Source organism: Acinetobacter seifertii, assembly GCF_000368065.1.
GTDB classification, from domain to species: Bacteria; Pseudomonadota; Gammaproteobacteria; order Pseudomonadales; family Moraxellaceae; genus Acinetobacter; species Acinetobacter seifertii.
In genome coordinates this window covers 908,372-925,773 of the sequence record NZ_KB851200.1, presented here as the reverse complement: position 1 = coordinate 925,773, position 17,402 = coordinate 908,372, and the positions used below count along the sequence as shown (strand labels likewise).

The 17,402-nt window shown below is 37.6% G+C and carries 18 protein-coding genes and 1 riboswitch; of the genes, 8 read left to right on the top strand and 10 right to left on the bottom strand.

Annotated elements, in window-relative coordinates; translation table 11 throughout:
• Position 1: 1 nt before the first annotated feature.
• The 6 genes from ispC to rimO all read right to left on the bottom strand — a co-directional run bounded on the left by ispC (position 2) and on the right by rimO (position 5,543).
• Positions 2–1,198, bottom strand: a complete 1,197-nt coding sequence (gene ispC / locus F985_RS11800; RefSeq protein WP_004701200.1) for a 1-deoxy-D-xylulose-5-phosphate reductoisomerase — start codon at positions 1,196–1,198, stop codon at positions 2–4.
• Positions 1,199–2,023 (bottom strand): phosphatidate cytidylyltransferase, encoded by an 825-nt coding sequence (locus tag F985_RS11795; RefSeq protein WP_004701199.1) that lies wholly within the window; start codon positions 2,021–2,023, stop codon positions 1,199–1,201. It abuts the gene before it with no gap.
• Positions 2,023–2,775: a polyprenyl diphosphate synthase gene (gene uppS, locus F985_RS11790; protein WP_004701197.1), complete on the bottom strand. Its 753-nt coding sequence runs from the start codon at positions 2,773–2,775 to the stop codon at positions 2,023–2,025. The genes F985_RS11795 and uppS overlap by 1 nt, the downstream gene beginning before the upstream one ends.
• Positions 2,776–2,779: 4 nt before the next feature.
• Positions 2,780–3,334 carry a ribosome recycling factor gene (gene frr / locus F985_RS11785; protein ID WP_004701195.1) on the bottom strand — a complete coding sequence of 185 codons (555 nt, stop codon included), beginning with the start codon at positions 3,332–3,334 and terminating at the stop codon, positions 2,780–2,782.
• Between the two features lie 85 nt (positions 3,335–3,419).
• Positions 3,420–4,148: a UMP kinase gene (gene pyrH, locus F985_RS11780; RefSeq protein WP_000852257.1), complete on the bottom strand. Its 729-nt coding sequence runs from the start codon at positions 4,146–4,148 to the stop codon at positions 3,420–3,422.
• A 51-nt stretch (positions 4,149–4,199) separates the two neighbouring features.
• Complete coding sequence (gene rimO, locus F985_RS11775) at positions 4,200–5,543, bottom strand: 30S ribosomal protein S12 methylthiotransferase RimO (protein WP_004701193.1); 1,344 nt, start codon at positions 5,541–5,543, stop codon at positions 4,200–4,202.
• Between the two features lie 341 nt (positions 5,544–5,884).
• On the opposite strand from rimO, the gene glnL reads away from it, so the two are divergent.
• From glnL to F985_RS11750, 5 genes are all read left to right on the top strand, one after another.
• Positions 5,885–6,994 (top strand): nitrogen regulation protein NR(II), encoded by a 1,110-nt coding sequence (gene glnL / locus F985_RS11770; RefSeq protein ID WP_004701192.1) that lies wholly within the window; start codon positions 5,885–5,887, stop codon positions 6,992–6,994.
• Positions 6,981–8,474 (top strand): nitrogen regulation protein NR(I), encoded by a 1,494-nt coding sequence (glnG, locus tag F985_RS11765; RefSeq protein WP_004701189.1) that lies wholly within the window; start codon positions 6,981–6,983, stop codon positions 8,472–8,474. The genes glnL and glnG overlap by 14 nt, the downstream gene beginning before the upstream one ends.
• A gap of 275 nt (positions 8,475–8,749) precedes the next feature.
• A complete protein-coding gene (locus F985_RS11760; RefSeq protein ID WP_004701188.1) occupies positions 8,750–9,403 on the top strand; it encodes a TetR/AcrR family transcriptional regulator in 654 nt (217 codons plus the stop codon).
• 113 nt (positions 9,404–9,516) lie between these two features.
• On the top strand, positions 9,517–10,437 hold the full coding sequence (argF, locus tag F985_RS11755; RefSeq protein ID WP_004701186.1) for an ornithine carbamoyltransferase: 921 nt from the start codon (positions 9,517–9,519) through the stop codon (positions 10,435–10,437).
• Positions 10,438–10,628: 191 nt separating this feature from the next.
• Positions 10,629–11,153, top strand: coding sequence for a protein tyrosine phosphatase family protein (locus F985_RS11750; protein WP_004701184.1), 525 nt, complete (start codon positions 10,629–10,631; stop codon positions 11,151–11,153).
• Here F985_RS11750 and ispF read toward each other — a convergent pair.
• A complete protein-coding gene (gene ispF / locus F985_RS11745) occupies positions 11,150–11,632 on the bottom strand; it encodes a 2-C-methyl-D-erythritol 2,4-cyclodiphosphate synthase (protein WP_004701182.1) in 483 nt (160 codons plus the stop codon). The two genes, F985_RS11750 and ispF, sit on opposite strands and share 4 nt — an antisense overlap.
• A 100-nt stretch (positions 11,633–11,732) precedes the next feature.
• Here ispF and F985_RS11740 point away from each other — a divergent pair, with 100 nt between their 5' ends.
• Complete coding sequence (locus F985_RS11740; protein ID WP_004701180.1) at positions 11,733–12,374, top strand: A1S_1983 family putative colistin resistance protein; 642 nt, start codon at positions 11,733–11,735, stop codon at positions 12,372–12,374.
• A 47-nt stretch (positions 12,375–12,421) separates the two neighbouring features.
• On the opposite strand, the gene F985_RS11735 is transcribed toward F985_RS11740, so the two are convergent.
• Positions 12,422–13,666, bottom strand: coding sequence for a D-amino acid dehydrogenase (locus tag F985_RS11735; RefSeq protein ID WP_004701177.1), 1,245 nt, complete (start codon positions 13,664–13,666; stop codon positions 12,422–12,424).
• Positions 13,667–13,843: 177 nt separating this feature from the next.
• Positions 13,844–13,931, bottom strand: a riboswitch (glycine riboswitch).
• Between the two features lie 146 nt (positions 13,932–14,077).
• Complete coding sequence (locus tag F985_RS11730; protein WP_004701176.1) at positions 14,078–14,569, bottom strand: hypothetical protein; 492 nt, start codon at positions 14,567–14,569, stop codon at positions 14,078–14,080.
• A gap of 311 nt (positions 14,570–14,880) precedes the next feature.
• On the opposite strand from F985_RS11730, the gene F985_RS11725 reads away from it, so the two are divergent.
• Both F985_RS11725 and F985_RS11720 read left to right on the top strand, forming a co-directional pair.
• Complete coding sequence (locus tag F985_RS11725; RefSeq protein WP_004701173.1) at positions 14,881–15,339, top strand: hypothetical protein; 459 nt, start codon at positions 14,881–14,883, stop codon at positions 15,337–15,339.
• A 180-nt stretch (positions 15,340–15,519) separates the two neighbouring features.
• Positions 15,520–15,816, top strand: a complete 297-nt coding sequence (locus tag F985_RS11720) for a hypothetical protein (RefSeq protein WP_004701171.1) — start codon at positions 15,520–15,522, stop codon at positions 15,814–15,816.
• A gap of 131 nt (positions 15,817–15,947) precedes the next feature.
• On the opposite strand, the gene fumC is transcribed toward F985_RS11720, so the two are convergent.
• Positions 15,948–17,342 (bottom strand): class II fumarate hydratase, encoded by a 1,395-nt coding sequence (gene fumC / locus F985_RS11715; RefSeq protein ID WP_004701169.1) that lies wholly within the window; start codon positions 17,340–17,342, stop codon positions 15,948–15,950.
• Positions 17,343–17,402 lie beyond the last annotated feature (60 nt).

The window sequence follows — 17,402 nt, the reverse complement described above, 5'->3', positions numbered from 1 at the left end:
TTCAGCCTCCAATACTTGATATATATTGTTGAGCTACTGAGCGAGCCATTTTATCTTTATCTAAAATGCACTCAATGCTCTCAGCGGCTGCATTCTCTAAATCTTGCAAAGTATGCTCTACCACTTGCGGAATATGTGTAAATCCAATCCTTTCCTTTAAGAATGCTTCAACAGCAATTTCATTCGCTGCATTCAAAATGGTAGGCGCCAAACCTCCTGCACGCATTGCTTGTCTTGCAAGATTTAGTGCAGGAAATTTTTGGGTATCCGGATCTTGAAAATTAAGTTGAGAATACTCAAATAAATCTAAAGCAGGAACACTTGTTTGTAAACGCTCAGGCCATGCTAATGCATGTGCAATTGGCGTACACATATCAGGATTACCCATTTGTGCTAATGTTGAACCATCAACATACTGCACCATAGAGTGAATAATACTTTGTGGGTGAACAACAACTGTAACAAAATGTTCAGATATTGAAAACAAATGACACGCTTCAATTAACTCCAACCCTTTATTCATAAGAGTAGCTGAGTCAACTGAGATTTTTTGGCCCATAGACCAGTTTGGATGTTTACATGCTTGCTGTGGTGTTACATGTTCCAATTGTTCTAGGGAATGATTTAAAAAGGGACCACCAGATGCCGTCAGTAGTATTTTGGATACACCTAATTGTGGTTGCCCAGTTCTCTCAACTTCTAAATAATTATGAGGTAATGACTGGAAAATAGCATTATGTTCTGAATCCACTGGCAATAACAATGCTTGATGATCAAGAGCAGCTTGCATCATGATTTCACCAGACATCACCAATGCTTCTTTATTTGCAAGCAATACTCGTTTACCTGCTTTAACAGCTGCCAAAGTAGGTAAAAGACCTGCAGCACCTACAATTGCAGCCATTACAATATCAACGTCAGCATGTGATGCAATATCAATCAGACCATCTTGCCCAACTAAAATCTCAATGTCTTGTATGTTTTGTTGCGCAAATAATGTTTTTAATTCAGCTATCTTCAGTTCAGGAACAACAACAACTTTAGGGCGAAACTGTTTGCAGATTTCAACAAGTTCAGAAATTCGACTATGTGCCGAAACTGCAAAGACTGAATACTTATCTGGATGCTGACTTAAAATTTTTAAGGTACTTTGTCCAATAGAACCAGTTACACCCAATATGCAAACAGATTGTGTCATCTATAAATCTACACCAATAAGCTTTAATATATACATTCCCGTTGCAAAAATCGGGGCTGCTGCGAGTAAAGAATCAATACGATCCAACACACCACCATGACCAGGCAACACACGGCCAGAGTCTTTAATACCAGCACGACGTTTGATCATTGATTCAAACAAATCACCTAATACTGAACCAAATACTGTAATTAAAGATAAGATCAGGAATAAAAGTTGTTGAACCCAAGTTAGGTTTAAATATTGATATTGCACTACAAGCATGACAATCACTGTAGTTAAAATACCACCATACAATCCTTCTACCGATTTATTTGGACTTACTGTGGGTGCCAATTTTCTTTTACCAAATTTGCGACCTACAAAGTAAGCTCCACTATCTGCACCCCATACAAGCAAGAACAAATACATCAACCACCATGGTGAGCTTTGCCATACTACAAAGATTGCAGTCACTGCTGCACAGATAAGAATTAAACCAATAATATAGAGAGTCGCGTTATACCAACCATCAAATTCAGGAAAAGACTTAACCCAATATACACTAACGAGCCAAGTTAAAATTGAAGCAGACCATAGCAACAATGCAATGTCATGAAAGAATAAGGCAACACCAGAAACAAAGGCAACAAGTAGACCATAACCCCATGCTTTAGGCTTTACTACCGCACCAGCTTCATGAGGCATTAACTTATACCATTCATACCCCGCAACAGCTGCCGCCACAATCATAAGTACCAACATTGGATAATGTGATTGCGTAGCAAACATACAGCCCAAAACAACTGCAACAAGTACCAATGCGGTAACAATCCGCTCTAACATTATAATTTCTCGATTTTCTCTTGCTGAATTTGTTCAGATGTTTTACCGAAACGACGTTCACGCCCTGAAAATACATTCAGTGCATGATCGAATTCCTCGACTGTAAATTCCGGCCATAATGTATCCGTAAAATACAGTTCCGCATAAGCTGCTTGCCACAACAGGAAGTTAGATATACGAAAATCTCCACCTGTACGGATCAACAAGTCCACAGCTGGCAGATCGTTTAGACTGACATATTTTCCGAACAAATCAACATTTATTTGATCAGCGTCAATTTCACCACGAGAAACTGCTTGTACAACCTCTTTAGCTGCATTTGCAATATCCCACATACCACCATAGCTAATCGCAATAGTTAATGTCATGGCATCATGATGTACTGTTTGTTGCTCTGCATCTTCCATTAAGGCAACTAAATGTGAAGGTAATCTAGAACGATCCCCTATAAAACGCAAAGCAATATTGAATTTTTTCATGCGAGGTATTTGCTCATGAATCGTTTCTTCAAGAAGCTTCATAAGCAGATCGACTTCATATTGTGGTCGATTCCAATTTTCACTCGAAAATGCAAAAACAGTTAAAGCACGGACGCTAGTTTTTATACAATGCTCAACAATAGGATCAAGAATATTTTTACCTTCTCGATGCCCATCGCCTTTTTGCATTTGATTTTTCTTGGCAAAGCGGTTGTTGCCATCCATGATGATGGCAACATGCTGAGGAAGATGATACTCTTCTGATTCGGTCATAAAATTAGACCTTCATCAATTCTGCTTCTTTCGCTGCAAGACGTTTATCTACTTCTGCAACATATTTATCAGTGATTTTCTGAATATCATCACCTGCACGACGTTCATCATCTTCAGAGATTTCTTTCTCTTTCAACAGTGCCTTGATATCACCTAAAACATCACGACGAATGTTACGAATAGCAACTTTTGCATTTTCAGCTTCACTGCGTGCAACTTTTTGCATATCACGGCGTGTTTCTTCAGTTAAAGCTGGTAAAGGCACACGAATTGAATCAGCAGTAATAGGGTTTAAACCTAAATCACTTTCACGAATTGCCTTATCAATTGCAGAAACCATTGTACGTTCAAATGGTTGAACGATAAGCGTACGCGAATCTTCAACACCAACGTTCGCTACTTGGTTTAAAGGCACATCAGAACCATAGTAAGGAACCATTACCCCATTTAAAATTGATGGGTGTGCACGGCCGGTACGAACTTTATTAAACCCTTGCTCCAAAGACTCAAGAGTTTTCATCATACGCTGTTCGCTGTCTTTTTTCAGATCGTTAATCATATGATCTTCCTTACTTATTTATTCAAGGATGTATATAACAAATTTAATTTAGCGCTAGTATAAAGAGCTTTGCAGCACACGTACATTATTTAGTAACGCGTGTACCCTCTTTTTCACCCATTACGACTGATAAAAGCGCACCAGATTTATTCATATCAAATACTTGCAATGGCACATTGTGATCACGGCATAGACAAATTGCTGTTAAATCCATAACGCCTAGCTTCTCATCTAACACTTGATCAAATGTTAAATGATCATATTTGACTGCATCTTCGTATTTGCTAGGGTCTTTATTATAAACACCGTCTACTTTGGTTGCTTTCAAAATTAAATTTGCTTCAATTTCAATACCACGTAGACATGCTGCTGTATCAGTTGTAAAGAATGGATTACCTGTTCCCGCAACGAAAACACAAACTTCGCCCTGGCTTAAATGACGGATTGCATCACGACTTGAATATGACTCTACAACAGTACCAATTGGTAATGCAGACATAAGACGAGTTCTAATGTTTCGACGCACTAATGCATCACGCATTGCCAAACCATTCATGACAGTTGCAAGCATACCCATCTGGTCACCTGTTACACGGCCAACCAAGCCATCTTTTTGTAACTGGCTACCACGATATAAGTTACCGCCACCAACAACGATACCTACTTGCACACCCAAGCCCACCAAATGTGCAATAGAAAGTGACATCTGATCTAAAACTTGAGCATCAATACCCATATCTTTATTACCTGATAATGCCTCACCAGATAATTTTAATAAAATTCGTGAATAACGGGGGCTTATTGTTTCCGCCATGATTTTGCTCCAAGACCTCTTAAACTGAATGCTTTTTGAATCGTGATTCGATTAGACCGATTTAATTTTAATTAACTTTGCAAATAAGTCATATTCATCCGCATCGGTAATTTCGACTTCCAACATATCGCCTGGTTGAATCGTGCTCTTATCGATATCTTCTACGAAGACATTACCGTCAATTTCCGGAGCATCGGCATAAGAACGTGCAACAGCAACAGGATATTCATCTTCCAAGCCATCGACTAATACAGTCATCGTTTGACCGATACGTTTTTGTAATTTGGCAGCAGATATTTGCTGCTGCACTTGCATAAAGCGCTCGTAACGCTCTTGCTTAATTTCTTCTGGCACATGATCTGGTAAATCATTGGCCGTAGCGCCTTCTACTGGTGAGTAAGTAAAGCAGCCTACACGATCAAGTTGAGCTTCAACTAACCAATCTAACAAAATCTGGAAATCTTCTTCAGTTTCGCCTGGAAAACCAACCACAAAAGTAGAACGGATAACAAGATCCGGGCATTTTTCACGCCACAATTTAATTTTTTCTAGGGTATTTTCACTATGCGCCGGACGTTTCATTAATTTAAGAACACGTGGGCTCGCATGTTGGAATGGAATATCGAGATAAGGCAGGATTTTACCCTGAGCCATCAAATCGATCACTGCATCAACATGTGGATACGGATATACATAATGTAGACGCACCCAAATTCCAAGCTGACCAAGTGCTTCACACATGTCAAAGAATTTGGTTTTTACTGGCTGTCCGTTCCAAAAATCCAACTTATATTTAGTATCTACACCATAAGCTGAAGTATCTTGTGAAATAACCAATATTTCTTTCACACCTGCACGTTTTAACGCAGCTGCTTCTTCTAACACGCTACCAACCGGACGTGATACTAAATCACCACGCATGCTCGGGATAATACAGAAGGTACAACGGTGGTTACAGCCTTCAGATATTTTTAAATAAGCATAATGCTTAGGCGTTAAACGGATACCTTGTTCAGGAACAAGATCAATAAAAGGATTATGTTTCGGCGGTGCTGGCACATATTCATGTACAGCTTCCATCACATCTTGATAAGCTGCCGCACCAGTAACCTTTAAAACGTTCGGATGCATTTGACGAATTTTATCTTCGTCTTTACCTAAGCATCCTGTAACGATTACTCGACCATTTTCACTCATGGCCTCGCCAATTGCATCTAGCGACTCTTGTACCGCAGATTCAATAAAACCACAGGTATTAACAACTACTAAATCAGCACCATCATAATCTGATGCAACTTGATAACCTTCAGTCTTTAACTGAGTTAAAATTCGTTCAGAATCTACCAATGCCTTAGGACAACCTAAAGAAACAAAACCGACTTTGGGGGTCTTCATGAATCTGCGCTCCACTTGAATGCGCGTATTGTATGTCTTTTCTCGTCTCACGCATAGGTGGAAACCCCACTCTTTGTGTAATGCACCAAAATACAACCAATATTTGCACCAAAACCCAATATTGCACCAAGTTGGAACATGTTATTATTAGCAAGCAGGCTGCTATTTTTGACCAAAAGATATTAAGAACGATTTTAGCGCGCTTTAATTACGCTTGAAACCTCAAAATAATCCATAAACAAAGTTGGCGTACATTTTGCATCATTCATGTTCTATAACGGTGAATACCGATAACCAATGAAGATGCCATTGCGCCATTTTAAGACAGGAACGATTCGCTAATGGATCAACACGCACCTATCGACTATCGCCTTTTGGTAGACAATTTAACTACTGCGATTTTATTAATCGATAGTAATTTTAATATTTTTTATTTGAATTCAGCTTGCGAAGCACTTTTCGACATTAGTTTGCTCCGTGCTTCTGGGCAGCCGGTTTTAAATTTACTTCATGCGCCCGATGATACCTTTAATACACATGAAGCTTTACTCAATACTTTAAAAACAGGACAACCTTATACACGTCGTGAAGCTGTAATTAATGTCAACTTTAAAGACTTACATGTTGATTATACGGTTTCACAATTAAATGCAGGTAAAAGTTATCATCCACTTTTACTTATTGAGTTAAATCCAATTGACCGTATGTTGAAAATTTCTAAAGAAGAAAACTTAATTCAACAACATCAAGTGGCTAGACAGTTGGTTCGAGGCGTTGCTCACGAAATTAAAAATCCACTGGCTGGGATACGAGGTGCTACTCAATTACTTGCTCGGAGCTTGAATGACGAGAGTTATGCAGAATTTACAGATGTTATTATCAATGAAGTAGATCGTCTTACCAATTTGGCTGACACCATGTTGGGTTCAAGACAACTGCCGAGTTATGAGAACGTAAATGTTCATGAACCTTTGGAACGAGTTCGGTCTTTAATTGCAAACCAAACCAAGAAAAAAATTAAAATTACGCGTGACTATGATTTGTCTTTGCCAGATGTGAATGCTGACCGAGATCAATTAATTCAAGTTATGCTTAATATTAGCGTTAATGCCATTCAAGCGATTACAGAAAATAAGTCATTTTTTATAGATCAAGAACCCGAATTAATTTTACGTACCCGAATTCAACGTCTAGTCACTATTAATGGTGTGCTCAACCGCTCTGCTGTACGAGTTGATATTGAAGACAATGGACCGGGTATTCCAGAAAGCATTTTAGAATCTGTGTTTTACCCGTTGGTTACAGGGCGAGCAAAAGGTACAGGGCTTGGCCTGAGTATTGCACAGAACATTATGCATCAACATAACGGAATGATTGAATGCCAATCAGTTCCTGGAAAAACAATGTTTAGCTTATATTTACCTTGGGAGTCAGACCGTGTCGCGAAATAAAATATGGGTTATTGATGACGATCGCGCCATGCGATGGGTACTTGAAAAAACCTTTAAAGAAGAAGGATTTGACGTCACCAATTTTGAAGAAGCTCAAACAGCACTCGAACGTTTACATCATGATGCGCCCGATGTCATCTTAACTGACATCCGTATGCCTGGTATCGATGGGTTGACTTTTTTATCCAAAGTAAAAAACACACACCCCGACTTACCCGTCATTATTATGACAGCTCATTCAGACTTAGAGTCAGCTGTATCAAGCTATCAAACTGGTGCGTTTGAATATTTACCAAAGCCATTTGACATTGATGAAGCTTTAGCTTTAGTCAATCGTGCGATTTTGCATATCAATAAATTGCAGCAGCAAGAAGCTACAAAAACTGCTTCTCCGCTACAATCGACAGAAATTATTGGTGAATCTCCTGCCATGCAAGAGGTTTTCCGAGCAATTGGGCGGTTATCGCAATCACACATTACCGTTTTAATTAATGGCGAGTCAGGAACTGGCAAAGAGCTCGTTGCACATGCTTTACACAAGCACTCACCGCGCCGTGCCAAACCATTTATTGCACTAAACATGGCAGCAATTCCGAAAGACTTAATCGAAACGGAATTATTTGGTCATGAAAAAGGTGCTTTTACTGGCGCAAATACTCAACATCAAGGTCGTTTTGAACAAGCCAATGGCGGAACATTATTCCTTGATGAAATTGGTGATATGCCTTTTGAAACACAGACTCGTTTACTTCGCGTACTTGCAGATGGTGAATTTTATCGAGTTGGTGGACATATCCCTGTTAAAGTTGATGTCCGAATTGTCGCTGCGACACACCAAGATTTAGAAAAATTGGTGAATGAAGGTCGATTCCGTGAAGACTTATATCACCGTTTAAATGTAATTCGTATTCATATTCCTAAGCTTGCGCATCGTAGCGAAGATATACCAATGCTTGCTCAACACTTCTTGGCCCGTGCAGGCAAAGAGTTAGGTGTAAGTCCAAAGATTTTACGTACTGAAACAACAGACTATATGCAACAACTGCCATGGCCAGGTAACGTGCGTCAGCTTGAAAATACCTGTCGTTGGTTAACTGTCATGATTACTGGTCGTGAAGTTTATCCAGAAGATTTACCTTCTGAACTAAAACAAGTGCCACTTCAAAAAACTAGTGAAACTAGTCAGCCAGCCCCGTCTTTTGAGCGTATTTCTTTACATCATTGGGATGAATTGCTAAACCAATGGGCAATTCAAAAGCTCAAAAATGGCGAAATGAAGATTTTGGATATTGCAACACCGATGTTTGAACGCACATTAATTAATGCTGCCCTACAACAAACTCGTGGACGCAAACGTCATGCAGCTGAACTATTAGGTTGGGGACGGAACACCCTAACCCGAAAGTTAAAGGAACTAGGAATGGATTCTGCTGATGACGATGATGAGGACGAACATAAAGCAACTTTGTCTGAAGCTTAATTGTAAAATACACAACAAGAGCGGCTAATTGATTTTAGCCGCTTTTTATTTATATCTATTGATAAGGAAATTAATTTTTAAATTAAAGCGTGAACATATAGTTACATCACTAAAAAACTCCAAAAGATCGTGTAAGCTTTTATATTTTAAAATATTTATTCAGTTTCATACTTATATGATTGTTTAGCAGACAATCTAAGAATATAGCAATGTCCATCGGTAAAGATAGTTTTGATATACTAGCTAAGCAGTATTAATCGTTGTTATTAAATTTTATGCATGATCCAGTCCTTGAGTCACATCATCCTATATGTGACAAACCTCAGACGCGCCGCGGTATCGAACGTCGTTTAGCTTTATTGCTAAGCGCAACCGAGCTGTTTTTGGAAAAAGGATATGATGCCGTATCTCTGGACGATATCGTAAATCATGCAGGTGGTTCAAAGGCCTCTATTTATAAATATTTTGGAAACAAAGAAGGACTTTTTACCGCTATTTGTGACTATAAGCGTGAGATGTTTTTTAAAGATGTGTGTATTCCATTTAATCCTGAAAAAAGTACTTTAAAAGAATATCTAATTCAAACGCTCGAACGTGTTTACGTTCATATCATTCAACCAGAACATATCGCGTTTTTACGACTTATTATCGAACAGACAGAATGTAATACGGTCCTCATACAATACCTTTATGACAAATGGGTACACAACTTACAGAATACTCTTACTCAAGCATTAGAGTTTGCACATAATGCAGGAGAAATCACATGTCCTTCTCCTTATCATTCTTCACTCATGTACTTTGGGATTTTACGCGATATTGAGTGGCGTATGATTATGGGTATGCCAGCTCTACCCAATGAGAAAGAAGCTTTTGATTATATTGAATATTGTGTAGACATTTTCTTAAAAGGCCACCATAAAGTCTAATTCTTTTGCATTTTGAAATGCTTATAGTATAGTAGACTTCTTTTTCTCCACATCCACCCAGCCAACAACAGATAATTGTTGTATTTCAAAGACAATTATTATGGAGTAGCTACATGGCTCTAAGACATTTCCTGACTTTACGTGATCTATCCACATTAGAACTTAACCGCATCTTGGAACGCGCAAGTGAACTAAAAAAAATGCAACAAGGCAATAAGGTTTATCAGCCTTTTGTTGGTAAAGTATTGGGAATGATTTTTGAAAAATCGAGCACACGCACTCGTATTTCTTTTGAGGCTGGTATTAACCAATTTGGTGGCAGTGCCATCTTTTTGTCACCTCGCGACACACAACTAGGTCGTGGTGAGCCTATTGAAGACTCAGCACGTGTTATATCAAGCATGCTTGATATTGTGATGATTCGTACTTTTGGTCACGACATTGTTGAACGGTTTGCATCTTACTCAAAAGTTCCTGTGATTAACGGCCTAACTGATGACCACCACCCTTGTCAGTTACTTGCAGATTTACAAACTTATATTGAGCATCGCGGTAGTATTGAAGGTAAAACCGTAGCTTGGATTGGTGATGGCAATAATATGTGTAATTCATATATTGAAGCTGCACATTTAATGGGTTTTAAATTAAAAATTGCTTCGCCAAAGGGTTTTGAACCTAAACCTGAATTTTTAGCAGAGTTTGGTCATTGTGTTGAGCTTTTTGACAATGCTGAAGATGCTGCTGTAAATGCTGACCTTATCGTTACAGACGTATGGGCAAGCATGGGGCAAGAAGAAGAACAAAAATTACGTAAGAATGCTTTTTCAGCTTTTCAGGTCAATGAAAAACTGATGAGTCTTGCACATCCAGACTGTTTGTTTATGCATTGTTTGCCAGCACATCGTGGTGAAGAAATTTCAGAAACCATGCTTGATCATAAAAATTCAGTCGTATGGGATGAAGCAGAAAACCGCCTACATGCTCAGAAAGCTTTAATGGAATTTTTATTGAATGAAAATTTGAAAAAAGCTTAATCTCGATAGAAAAACAGCATCTTTAAGGTGCTGTTTTTTTTATTTCCATAAAACTCTTATTTTTCTTGTTTATTTTTTAAAATTTTTCACGATGTTGCTGAATATATAAACAGTCTATATTTCAACTACACTCTAGAATCGTGTATAACATTCTACACAATAAGCCAAGCCTACTCTTGTAGAGTGCGATTATGACAACCCTTGAAGAATCACTATCTCAAATCCCTGCATTTTCAATTATTCACGAACACTTATTTAGTTCAGCACAACCCTCTGTTGAACAGCTCAAACTCATTAAAGAGTATGGCTGTAGTACTGTTATCAATTTAGCTTTGACAAATTCATCGAATTGTATTGAAAATGAAGATCAGGTTTGTCTTGAGCATGGTTTAAATTACATTCATATTCCAATTGATTGGGAAACACCTTCTTCTGACCAATGCTTATTGGTTTTAGATTTAATTGATCATTTGGTTCAAAATGAAATCGTTTGGTTACATTGTGCCAAAAACAAACGTGTAAGTTGTCTCATGTACGTATACAGACAATTTTATATGAATATGGACATGCCAACTTCTCAGGATTTACTACACGAAATTTGGGAACCAAATGAAACCTGGACAGGACTGATCCATAGTATTACCTTACAGCTACAAGGCCGTAAGGCTACCTTAGAACTCCAACAGTCTTTGCAACAAACTGATGATTTAGTTTAATTAGAGATTAATACTGTCGCTGTTGCTAAAATTCCTTCTTGGCGACCCGTAAACCCAAGTTTTTCGGTAGTGGTCGCTTTGATACTAATTTGATTTAAATCCACATTCAAAACATCTGCAATGCTTTGGCGCATCTCTAAATTATGTTTCGCTAATTTAGGACGTTCGCAAGCTACAGTAATATCAGCATTATTCAAACGATAACCACGGTCTAATATTAATTGATAAACGTGTTTTAGCAGTACACGGCTATCCGCTCCTTTAAACTCTGGATCGGTATCTGGAAAATGCTGACCAATATCACCAAGCGCCAGTGCACCGAGTAAAGCATCACATAGCGCATGTAACACAACATCGCCATCAGAATGTGCTTTCAAGCCATGCGTATGTGGAATCTGAACGCCAGCCAAAGTTACGAAGTTACCCTCTTCAAAGGCATGTACATCCATTCCTTGTCCAATACGAATTTGAGCAACCATATCAACTCTTCCCTTTTATAAAAACTTAAGAAATCTTGTATTCAGCTGTTGTGTTTCGCTATAGTACACTTAGCAAAGTAGACTGAAAGTATAAGCGATCATGCCGTCGAATACTGATATGAATCAATTGAAATTAAGTTTTGTCGTGACATTGAGTTGTTTATGCTCACCATTTGTTTTTGCGGAATCTATCGACTGCTCAAATTCAAAATCTGAGCTCAAAATCTGCTCAAAAACCTTTAGTGAAGCGCGTAAGCAACTCAACAATCAATATCTTTCTGCATACTTAGTTACAGATGCCCCCTTAAAACTTCTACAAGATACGCAGACTTTGTGGTTTAAACATACTCAACAATGCAAAAACACTTCATGTTTTCAACAACAGTTTGATATACGTGGGGATGATTTAAACTTTTATGCATCACTTAAGCAAACCCTAACACAGCATTATCTTAAATTTGAAAATGGGCATATTGCAGCTCAACCTGTTCATTTACAAATTCATCAACTTGCTAAAGATAAAATCAAAATCGAAGGATTAGCTTACCGTAATCCGAATAACCGAAAAGATACTCAAACTATTTCACTAATGGCTTATAGCTCTCCTGAACAGAAAAGTGAAATTTTAGACAACGAACATAACTGCAAATATAAGTTCGATTTCCAAAAAGCTTTACTTGTAGTGAAAACCCAACAAAAAGGCTGTGAACGATTTACTGGTGTTTATAGACTATATGATTAGTTGATATAAAACAAAAAAGCCAGTGAATCTACACTGGCTTTTCTTTTTTAAGTTGGATATTTTTGTAGAATATCTTGACTCACCAAAACAGCTGTCGCTGCTGATAAAGTCCAACCTAAATGGCCATGTCCGGTATTATAAAAAACTCGTGGCTGTTTAGACTGTTTTACGACTGGCAGCATATTAGGCATCATCGGCCTTAAACCTGCCCATGGAACAACATGCTCAGTTGAAATGTCAAAATTACGATTCACCCAATTCACTAGGGGTTGAATACGATCCGCTCGAATATCTCGATTATAGCCGTTAAATTCAGCTGTACCTGCAATACGTAAACGATCTTGGCCTAAACGAGACGTTACAATTTTGGCGCTTTCATCAAGCAAACTCACCCATGGCGCATTTTTAATACTTTTCTCATCTTTCAATTGGACAGTAATTGAATAGCCTTTAACTGGATAAACATTTACACGCTCACCGACCATATCAGCCAACTGATAACTTCCGACACCACCACAAACAACCAGAACATCACCTTCCAATTGAAAGCTATCTGATTGAGAAAGATGAGGATGTTCAGCACTTGGCTGACAATTCAACACTACTTTATCTGTGTGACACTTAATATCAGTCACTTCAAGTCCAAATTTATACTGAACACCATATTGTTTAGTCTTTTCAGCTAAAGCTGTTGAATATTTATGAATGTCTCCAGTTGCATCACTTGGAGTGTAATAACCCCCAAAGTAATCACCAGTTAAAGATGGCTCGATTGTCTTCATTTCCTCTGGTGAAACTGAATAGCGCTCCAAAGTACCTTTGTTTAAGACGTCATTCACCTGTTTAGCAACGTCATAATCAGCCTTACTGTGATACATATGAAGAATACCGCGTTTCTCCAAATCAAATTGAAGCTGCTCTTTTTCAGCGACTTCAAACAAGCGCTTACGAGCGAGCAATGCTAAGCGAACAGTTTCTATGGTGTTAGCCTCATAATTTTTAATATGAGATAGAAACTCAACTAACCAGCTATATTTGTGCAAACTAAAAGAAGGGTTAAGTAATAGAGGAGCATCTTTTTGCCTCATCCATTTAAAACCTTTTATAACAGTCGCTTTCTGGTTCCAGACTTCTGCATTACAAGCAGATAATTGCCCTCCATTTGCAAATGATGTTTCCATAGCTGGATAAAGATGGCGATCAATCACTGTGACTTGGTAACCTAATTGAGATAATTCATAGGCTGAAGTAACCCCTGTGATTCCTGCACCAATCACAATAACATGTGGCATAACAGACTCCTCTGAAATGCAAAAACATTTCATCAGTACAGCCCATCTGTCATTTGTACCTGAGAGTTTCGACCTAAACACTACCTTTTAGCATTTCGATCTTCCCCTTCGGTGAGTTTATGACTTATAAGTTTTTATTCTTCATGCTTATAAATCTTAAGCTGCTCTCCAGATTTTTTAATTATTACAGTCCTTTTGCCTGAGAGTTTCCGGGCCTGTTGCTCCTTCGGCGGGTTCCTAAGAACCTCTCTCCCGCAATAATTTTGTATTTATATAAGCAATGTATCTGCCACTTTTAAAAAAACGCATTCTTTTCTTGTAAACTTTTGTACAACAATTTAATTAAATAAGAAAGTATTTGATTTAATTATAAAAAAAGGTGAATTATTTAAATTCACCTTTTGCTATTTATTAGAGCTTTCCTTCAAGCACTTGGTCAGAAACTAGACCTTTCCATTGCTCTCGCAAGGTTGGTAAATAAAACTTCTCACCAATTGTGACCAACTCAGCATCAATTAGTGCATGAATTTCGTGCATAAAAATATAATCCAACGCGACTAAAGACAGTTGATGATTTTTTTGTGCTACTTTTTTACGTTTAGATTGAGCTTGTTTAATGAGCTCATTTGCAAAATTTTTATCTTTATATGTTGTGATTGCATTTAAACGAAGCTCAATAACACCCCAACCTGCCAACAATTTTTTGAAGATTTCAAAGTCTTTTGTCGTTGATTCCCAAGTTACGTTTTCCAGATTATTATCTTCGGGTAAAACAGGTAACAGTAAATCACCAGTACTTGGAAAAATCTTTTTAAGATTTAACAGAAATTTAACAGACTGATCACTTGGGTAATCATTAAACTGCACATGTTGTTCGGTATCTGTTAAATAAATCGAGAGCATTCAAAAATCCTTAGCTAAGCAACTGTTTATTATGTGTTTAATTTCCATATCGCAAAATAAATGCAAATTAAAAACAATACAAAAACAGGATAAGGTGGGCATTTTAACAATTATGACAGCTTATTCAACTCTAAGTTAGTTTGATTAAGCTATATAAGAACAATTAAATTCAATTAACTTTGTAAAGAGCGCAGATATGAATTAATAGCTCAAAAAGTGAGTGATCATTAAATATACTACAACTCAGCCTCTTATTAAGATTTAATGTTACAATACAGTGATTTACTCAATTTCATCTGGCTCCCAAAGAAATGAATAGATCACAGTTAATTTTATTATTTTTAAGTATTGCTACTTTTTGTTCTTCTGTATTTTCTGAAACGATTACCTTCCCAACTGAACAAGAGTTTTATGACCAAAAATCGAATCGCCATAGAAGTATGCTTGAGATAAACAATTCAAATCATAAGTTTAACGAATCACAATACAATCCTTTTCGTTCCGATTCGAACAAGAAAGCAGTAGATTTTTTTAAAATTGCCAAACAATACCAAGATGAGAAACCACAAAATACATACTCTCACTCTCCAGATCCAACTGTGAATATGAGTGATCATGACCGAAGTCTCTACTACATTAGAAATCATGATGATATAGGTCTCAAAAGAGATATTCGTATTCAACAATATAGATCATTAAAACAGCAATACGATAAAGGAGTCATTTCCAACGACGAATACAAAGAGAAAGTTTACAAAATTTTAAAATAAGCTTTTATATATTCTGAAGCCTTCTTTTAATGGAAGGCTTCTATAAGAAACTTTGAGATAGAGGGTTAAAAATTATAAAAAACAAAGATTCATAGTAAATAAACAATAAAAATTAAACAGTTTTAACAGTTAAAAGACACCAAACTATTGATGTCTTCCCTACAAATAAAGGAGAGATCAATGAAGATTCGAGCTTCACGTACCTATTCAACTTATTCAAATCACTATTTTATTTCAAAAGAATATGAATGCAGCGTTATTCCAGTAAAAGGAATGTGCTTTACCGATCTTGGTTTGACCGAAAATGGTGTGATTGAACCGATAGAAATTACAGAGGTCACTATAGATCCGACCTCTAATTCTTATCATGTTCTTTTAGCAAAAGATGCTCATGAATACACGAAAGAAGAACTAAAAAGAAAATTTGAAGAAATGAAAGTAAATGGTTGGGAATATATAGAAGATCTACTGATGTAGCTTTTATTCTCAACCTAATAAGTTAGAGCACATATCAAAAGCTATAGATTTAATGCGTACATATAATAGCCATCAGTAGTTTATCTGTACATTCAGTACAAAATGGCACTACTGATGGCTATATAGACTGCTTATTTACTATTTGGCGAAACCATTTTTTCAGGTTTAACGACCTCGTCAAACTGTTCTGCTGTTACTAAACCAAGCTCAACAGCCACTTGTTTTAAAGTCTTATTCTCTTTATACGCAGTTTTCGCTACTTTTGCAGAGTTTTCATAACCAATAACTGGATTTAATGCAGTAACTAACATGAGAGAGTTATGCAAGAAGTGGTCAATTTTATCGCGATTAGGTTCAATTCCAACCGCACAGTGATCATTAAAACTATTACATGCATCGCCAAGAAGCTGAATAGATTGCAATAAATTATAAGCAATCACTGGCATAAATACGTTTAATTCGAAGTTACCCGAAGCACCAGCGATATTAATAGTGGTATCGTTACCAAGCACTTGTGCAACCACCATGGTCATTGCTTCACTTTGAGTTGGGTTCACTTTACCTGGCATAATACTTGAGCCTGGTTCATTTTCAGGAATGCGAATTTCCCCAAAACCACAGCGTGGCCCACTTGCTAACCAACGAATATCGTTAGCAATCTTATTTAAGCTTACTGCAAGCGTTTTTAATGCACCTGATGCAAAAACAGCGGCATCACGCCCTGCAAGTGCTTCAAATTTATTAGGAGCAGTAACAAATGGCAAACCTGTTAAAGCTGCAAGCTGAGTTGCTGCCTTAACAGCATAGTCAGGATGAGCATTTAACCCTGTTCCTACTGCTGTGCCGCCCAATGGCAACTCATATAAACCAGTTAAAGCTTGTTGTAGACGTACTAAACCGTGCTCAAGCTGAGAAACATAACCACTAAATTCTTGGCCTAAGGTTAATGGTGTAGCATCTTGCAAATGAGTACGGCCAATTTTAACAATATCGTGAAACTCATCGGACTTCTTCTGCAAAGTCGCTTTAAGCTGCTCTACAGCTGGAATCAGCAATTCATTAATTTGCAAACTTGCTGCTACGTGAATAGCTGTTGGAAATGAGTCATTGGTAGATTGCGCACGATTGACATGATCATTTGGATGTACTGGTTTTTGTGCGCCCAGCACTTCACCTAATTTTTGGTTGGCAATATTGGCAATCACTTCATTACAGTTCATGTTGCTTTGTGTACCAGAACCTGTTTGCCAAACTACGAGTGGGAACTGTGAGTCCCATTTTCCTGCAATCACTTCTTCGGCAGCGCCCACAATATATTGACTTAAATCTTGTGGTAACTGTCCTAACTCTGCATTGGTTATTGCTGCTGCTTTTTTTACCAATCCCATCGCTCGAATCATGGCACGGGGTAAACGCTCCTGCCCGATTTTGAAGTTCTGTAAGCTACGTTGGGTTTGTGCTCCCCATAGCGCTTCATTTGGAACTTCAATCTCACCCATAGTGTCATGTTCAATTCGTGTTTGCATAGAAACCTCGGTTATCTGGTTAAAGAACTCACGGGCTGAAGCAATTTTTGCTTTGGCTAG

Coding starts and splice junctions, on each gene's coding strand:
- F985_RS11725 (WP_004701173.1), top strand. CDS start 14,881: ATGAATAGATCACAGTTAATTTTATTATTTTTAAGTATTGCTACTTTT.
- F985_RS11740 (WP_004701180.1), top strand. CDS start 11,733: ATGCCGTCGAATACTGATATGAATCAATTGAAATTAAGTTTTGTCGTG.
- F985_RS11795 (WP_004701199.1), bottom strand. CDS start 2,023: ATGTTAGAGCGGATTGTTACCGCATTGGTACTTGTTGCAGTTGTTTTG.
- argF (WP_004701186.1), top strand. CDS start 9,517: ATGGCTCTAAGACATTTCCTGACTTTACGTGATCTATCCACATTAGAA.
- uppS (WP_004701197.1), bottom strand. CDS start 2,775: ATGACCGAATCAGAAGAGTATCATCTTCCTCAGCATGTTGCCATCATC.
- frr (WP_004701195.1), bottom strand. CDS start 3,334: ATGATTAACGATCTGAAAAAAGACAGCGAACAGCGTATGATGAAAACT.
- fumC (WP_004701169.1), bottom strand. CDS start 17,342: ATGCAAACACGAATTGAACATGACACTATGGGTGAGATTGAAGTTCCA.
- ispF (WP_004701182.1), bottom strand. CDS start 11,632: ATGGTTGCTCAAATTCGTATTGGACAAGGAATGGATGTACATGCCTTT.
- ispC (WP_004701200.1), bottom strand. CDS start 1,198: ATGACACAATCTGTTTGCATATTGGGTGTAACTGGTTCTATTGGACAA.
- pyrH (WP_000852257.1), bottom strand. CDS start 4,148: ATGGCGGAAACAATAAGCCCCCGTTATTCACGAATTTTATTAAAATTA.
- glnL (WP_004701192.1), top strand. CDS start 5,885: ATGGATCAACACGCACCTATCGACTATCGCCTTTTGGTAGACAATTTA.
- F985_RS11760 (WP_004701188.1), top strand. CDS start 8,750: ATGCATGATCCAGTCCTTGAGTCACATCATCCTATATGTGACAAACCT.
- F985_RS11730 (WP_004701176.1), bottom strand. CDS start 14,569: ATGCTCTCGATTTATTTAACAGATACCGAACAACATGTGCAGTTTAAT.
- F985_RS11720 (WP_004701171.1), top strand. CDS start 15,520: ATGAAGATTCGAGCTTCACGTACCTATTCAACTTATTCAAATCACTAT.
- F985_RS11750 (WP_004701184.1), top strand. CDS start 10,629: ATGACAACCCTTGAAGAATCACTATCTCAAATCCCTGCATTTTCAATT.
- rimO (WP_004701193.1), bottom strand. CDS start 5,543: ATGAAGACCCCCAAAGTCGGTTTTGTTTCTTTAGGTTGTCCTAAGGCA.
- F985_RS11735 (WP_004701177.1), bottom strand. CDS start 13,666: ATGCCACATGTTATTGTGATTGGTGCAGGAATCACAGGGGTTACTTCA.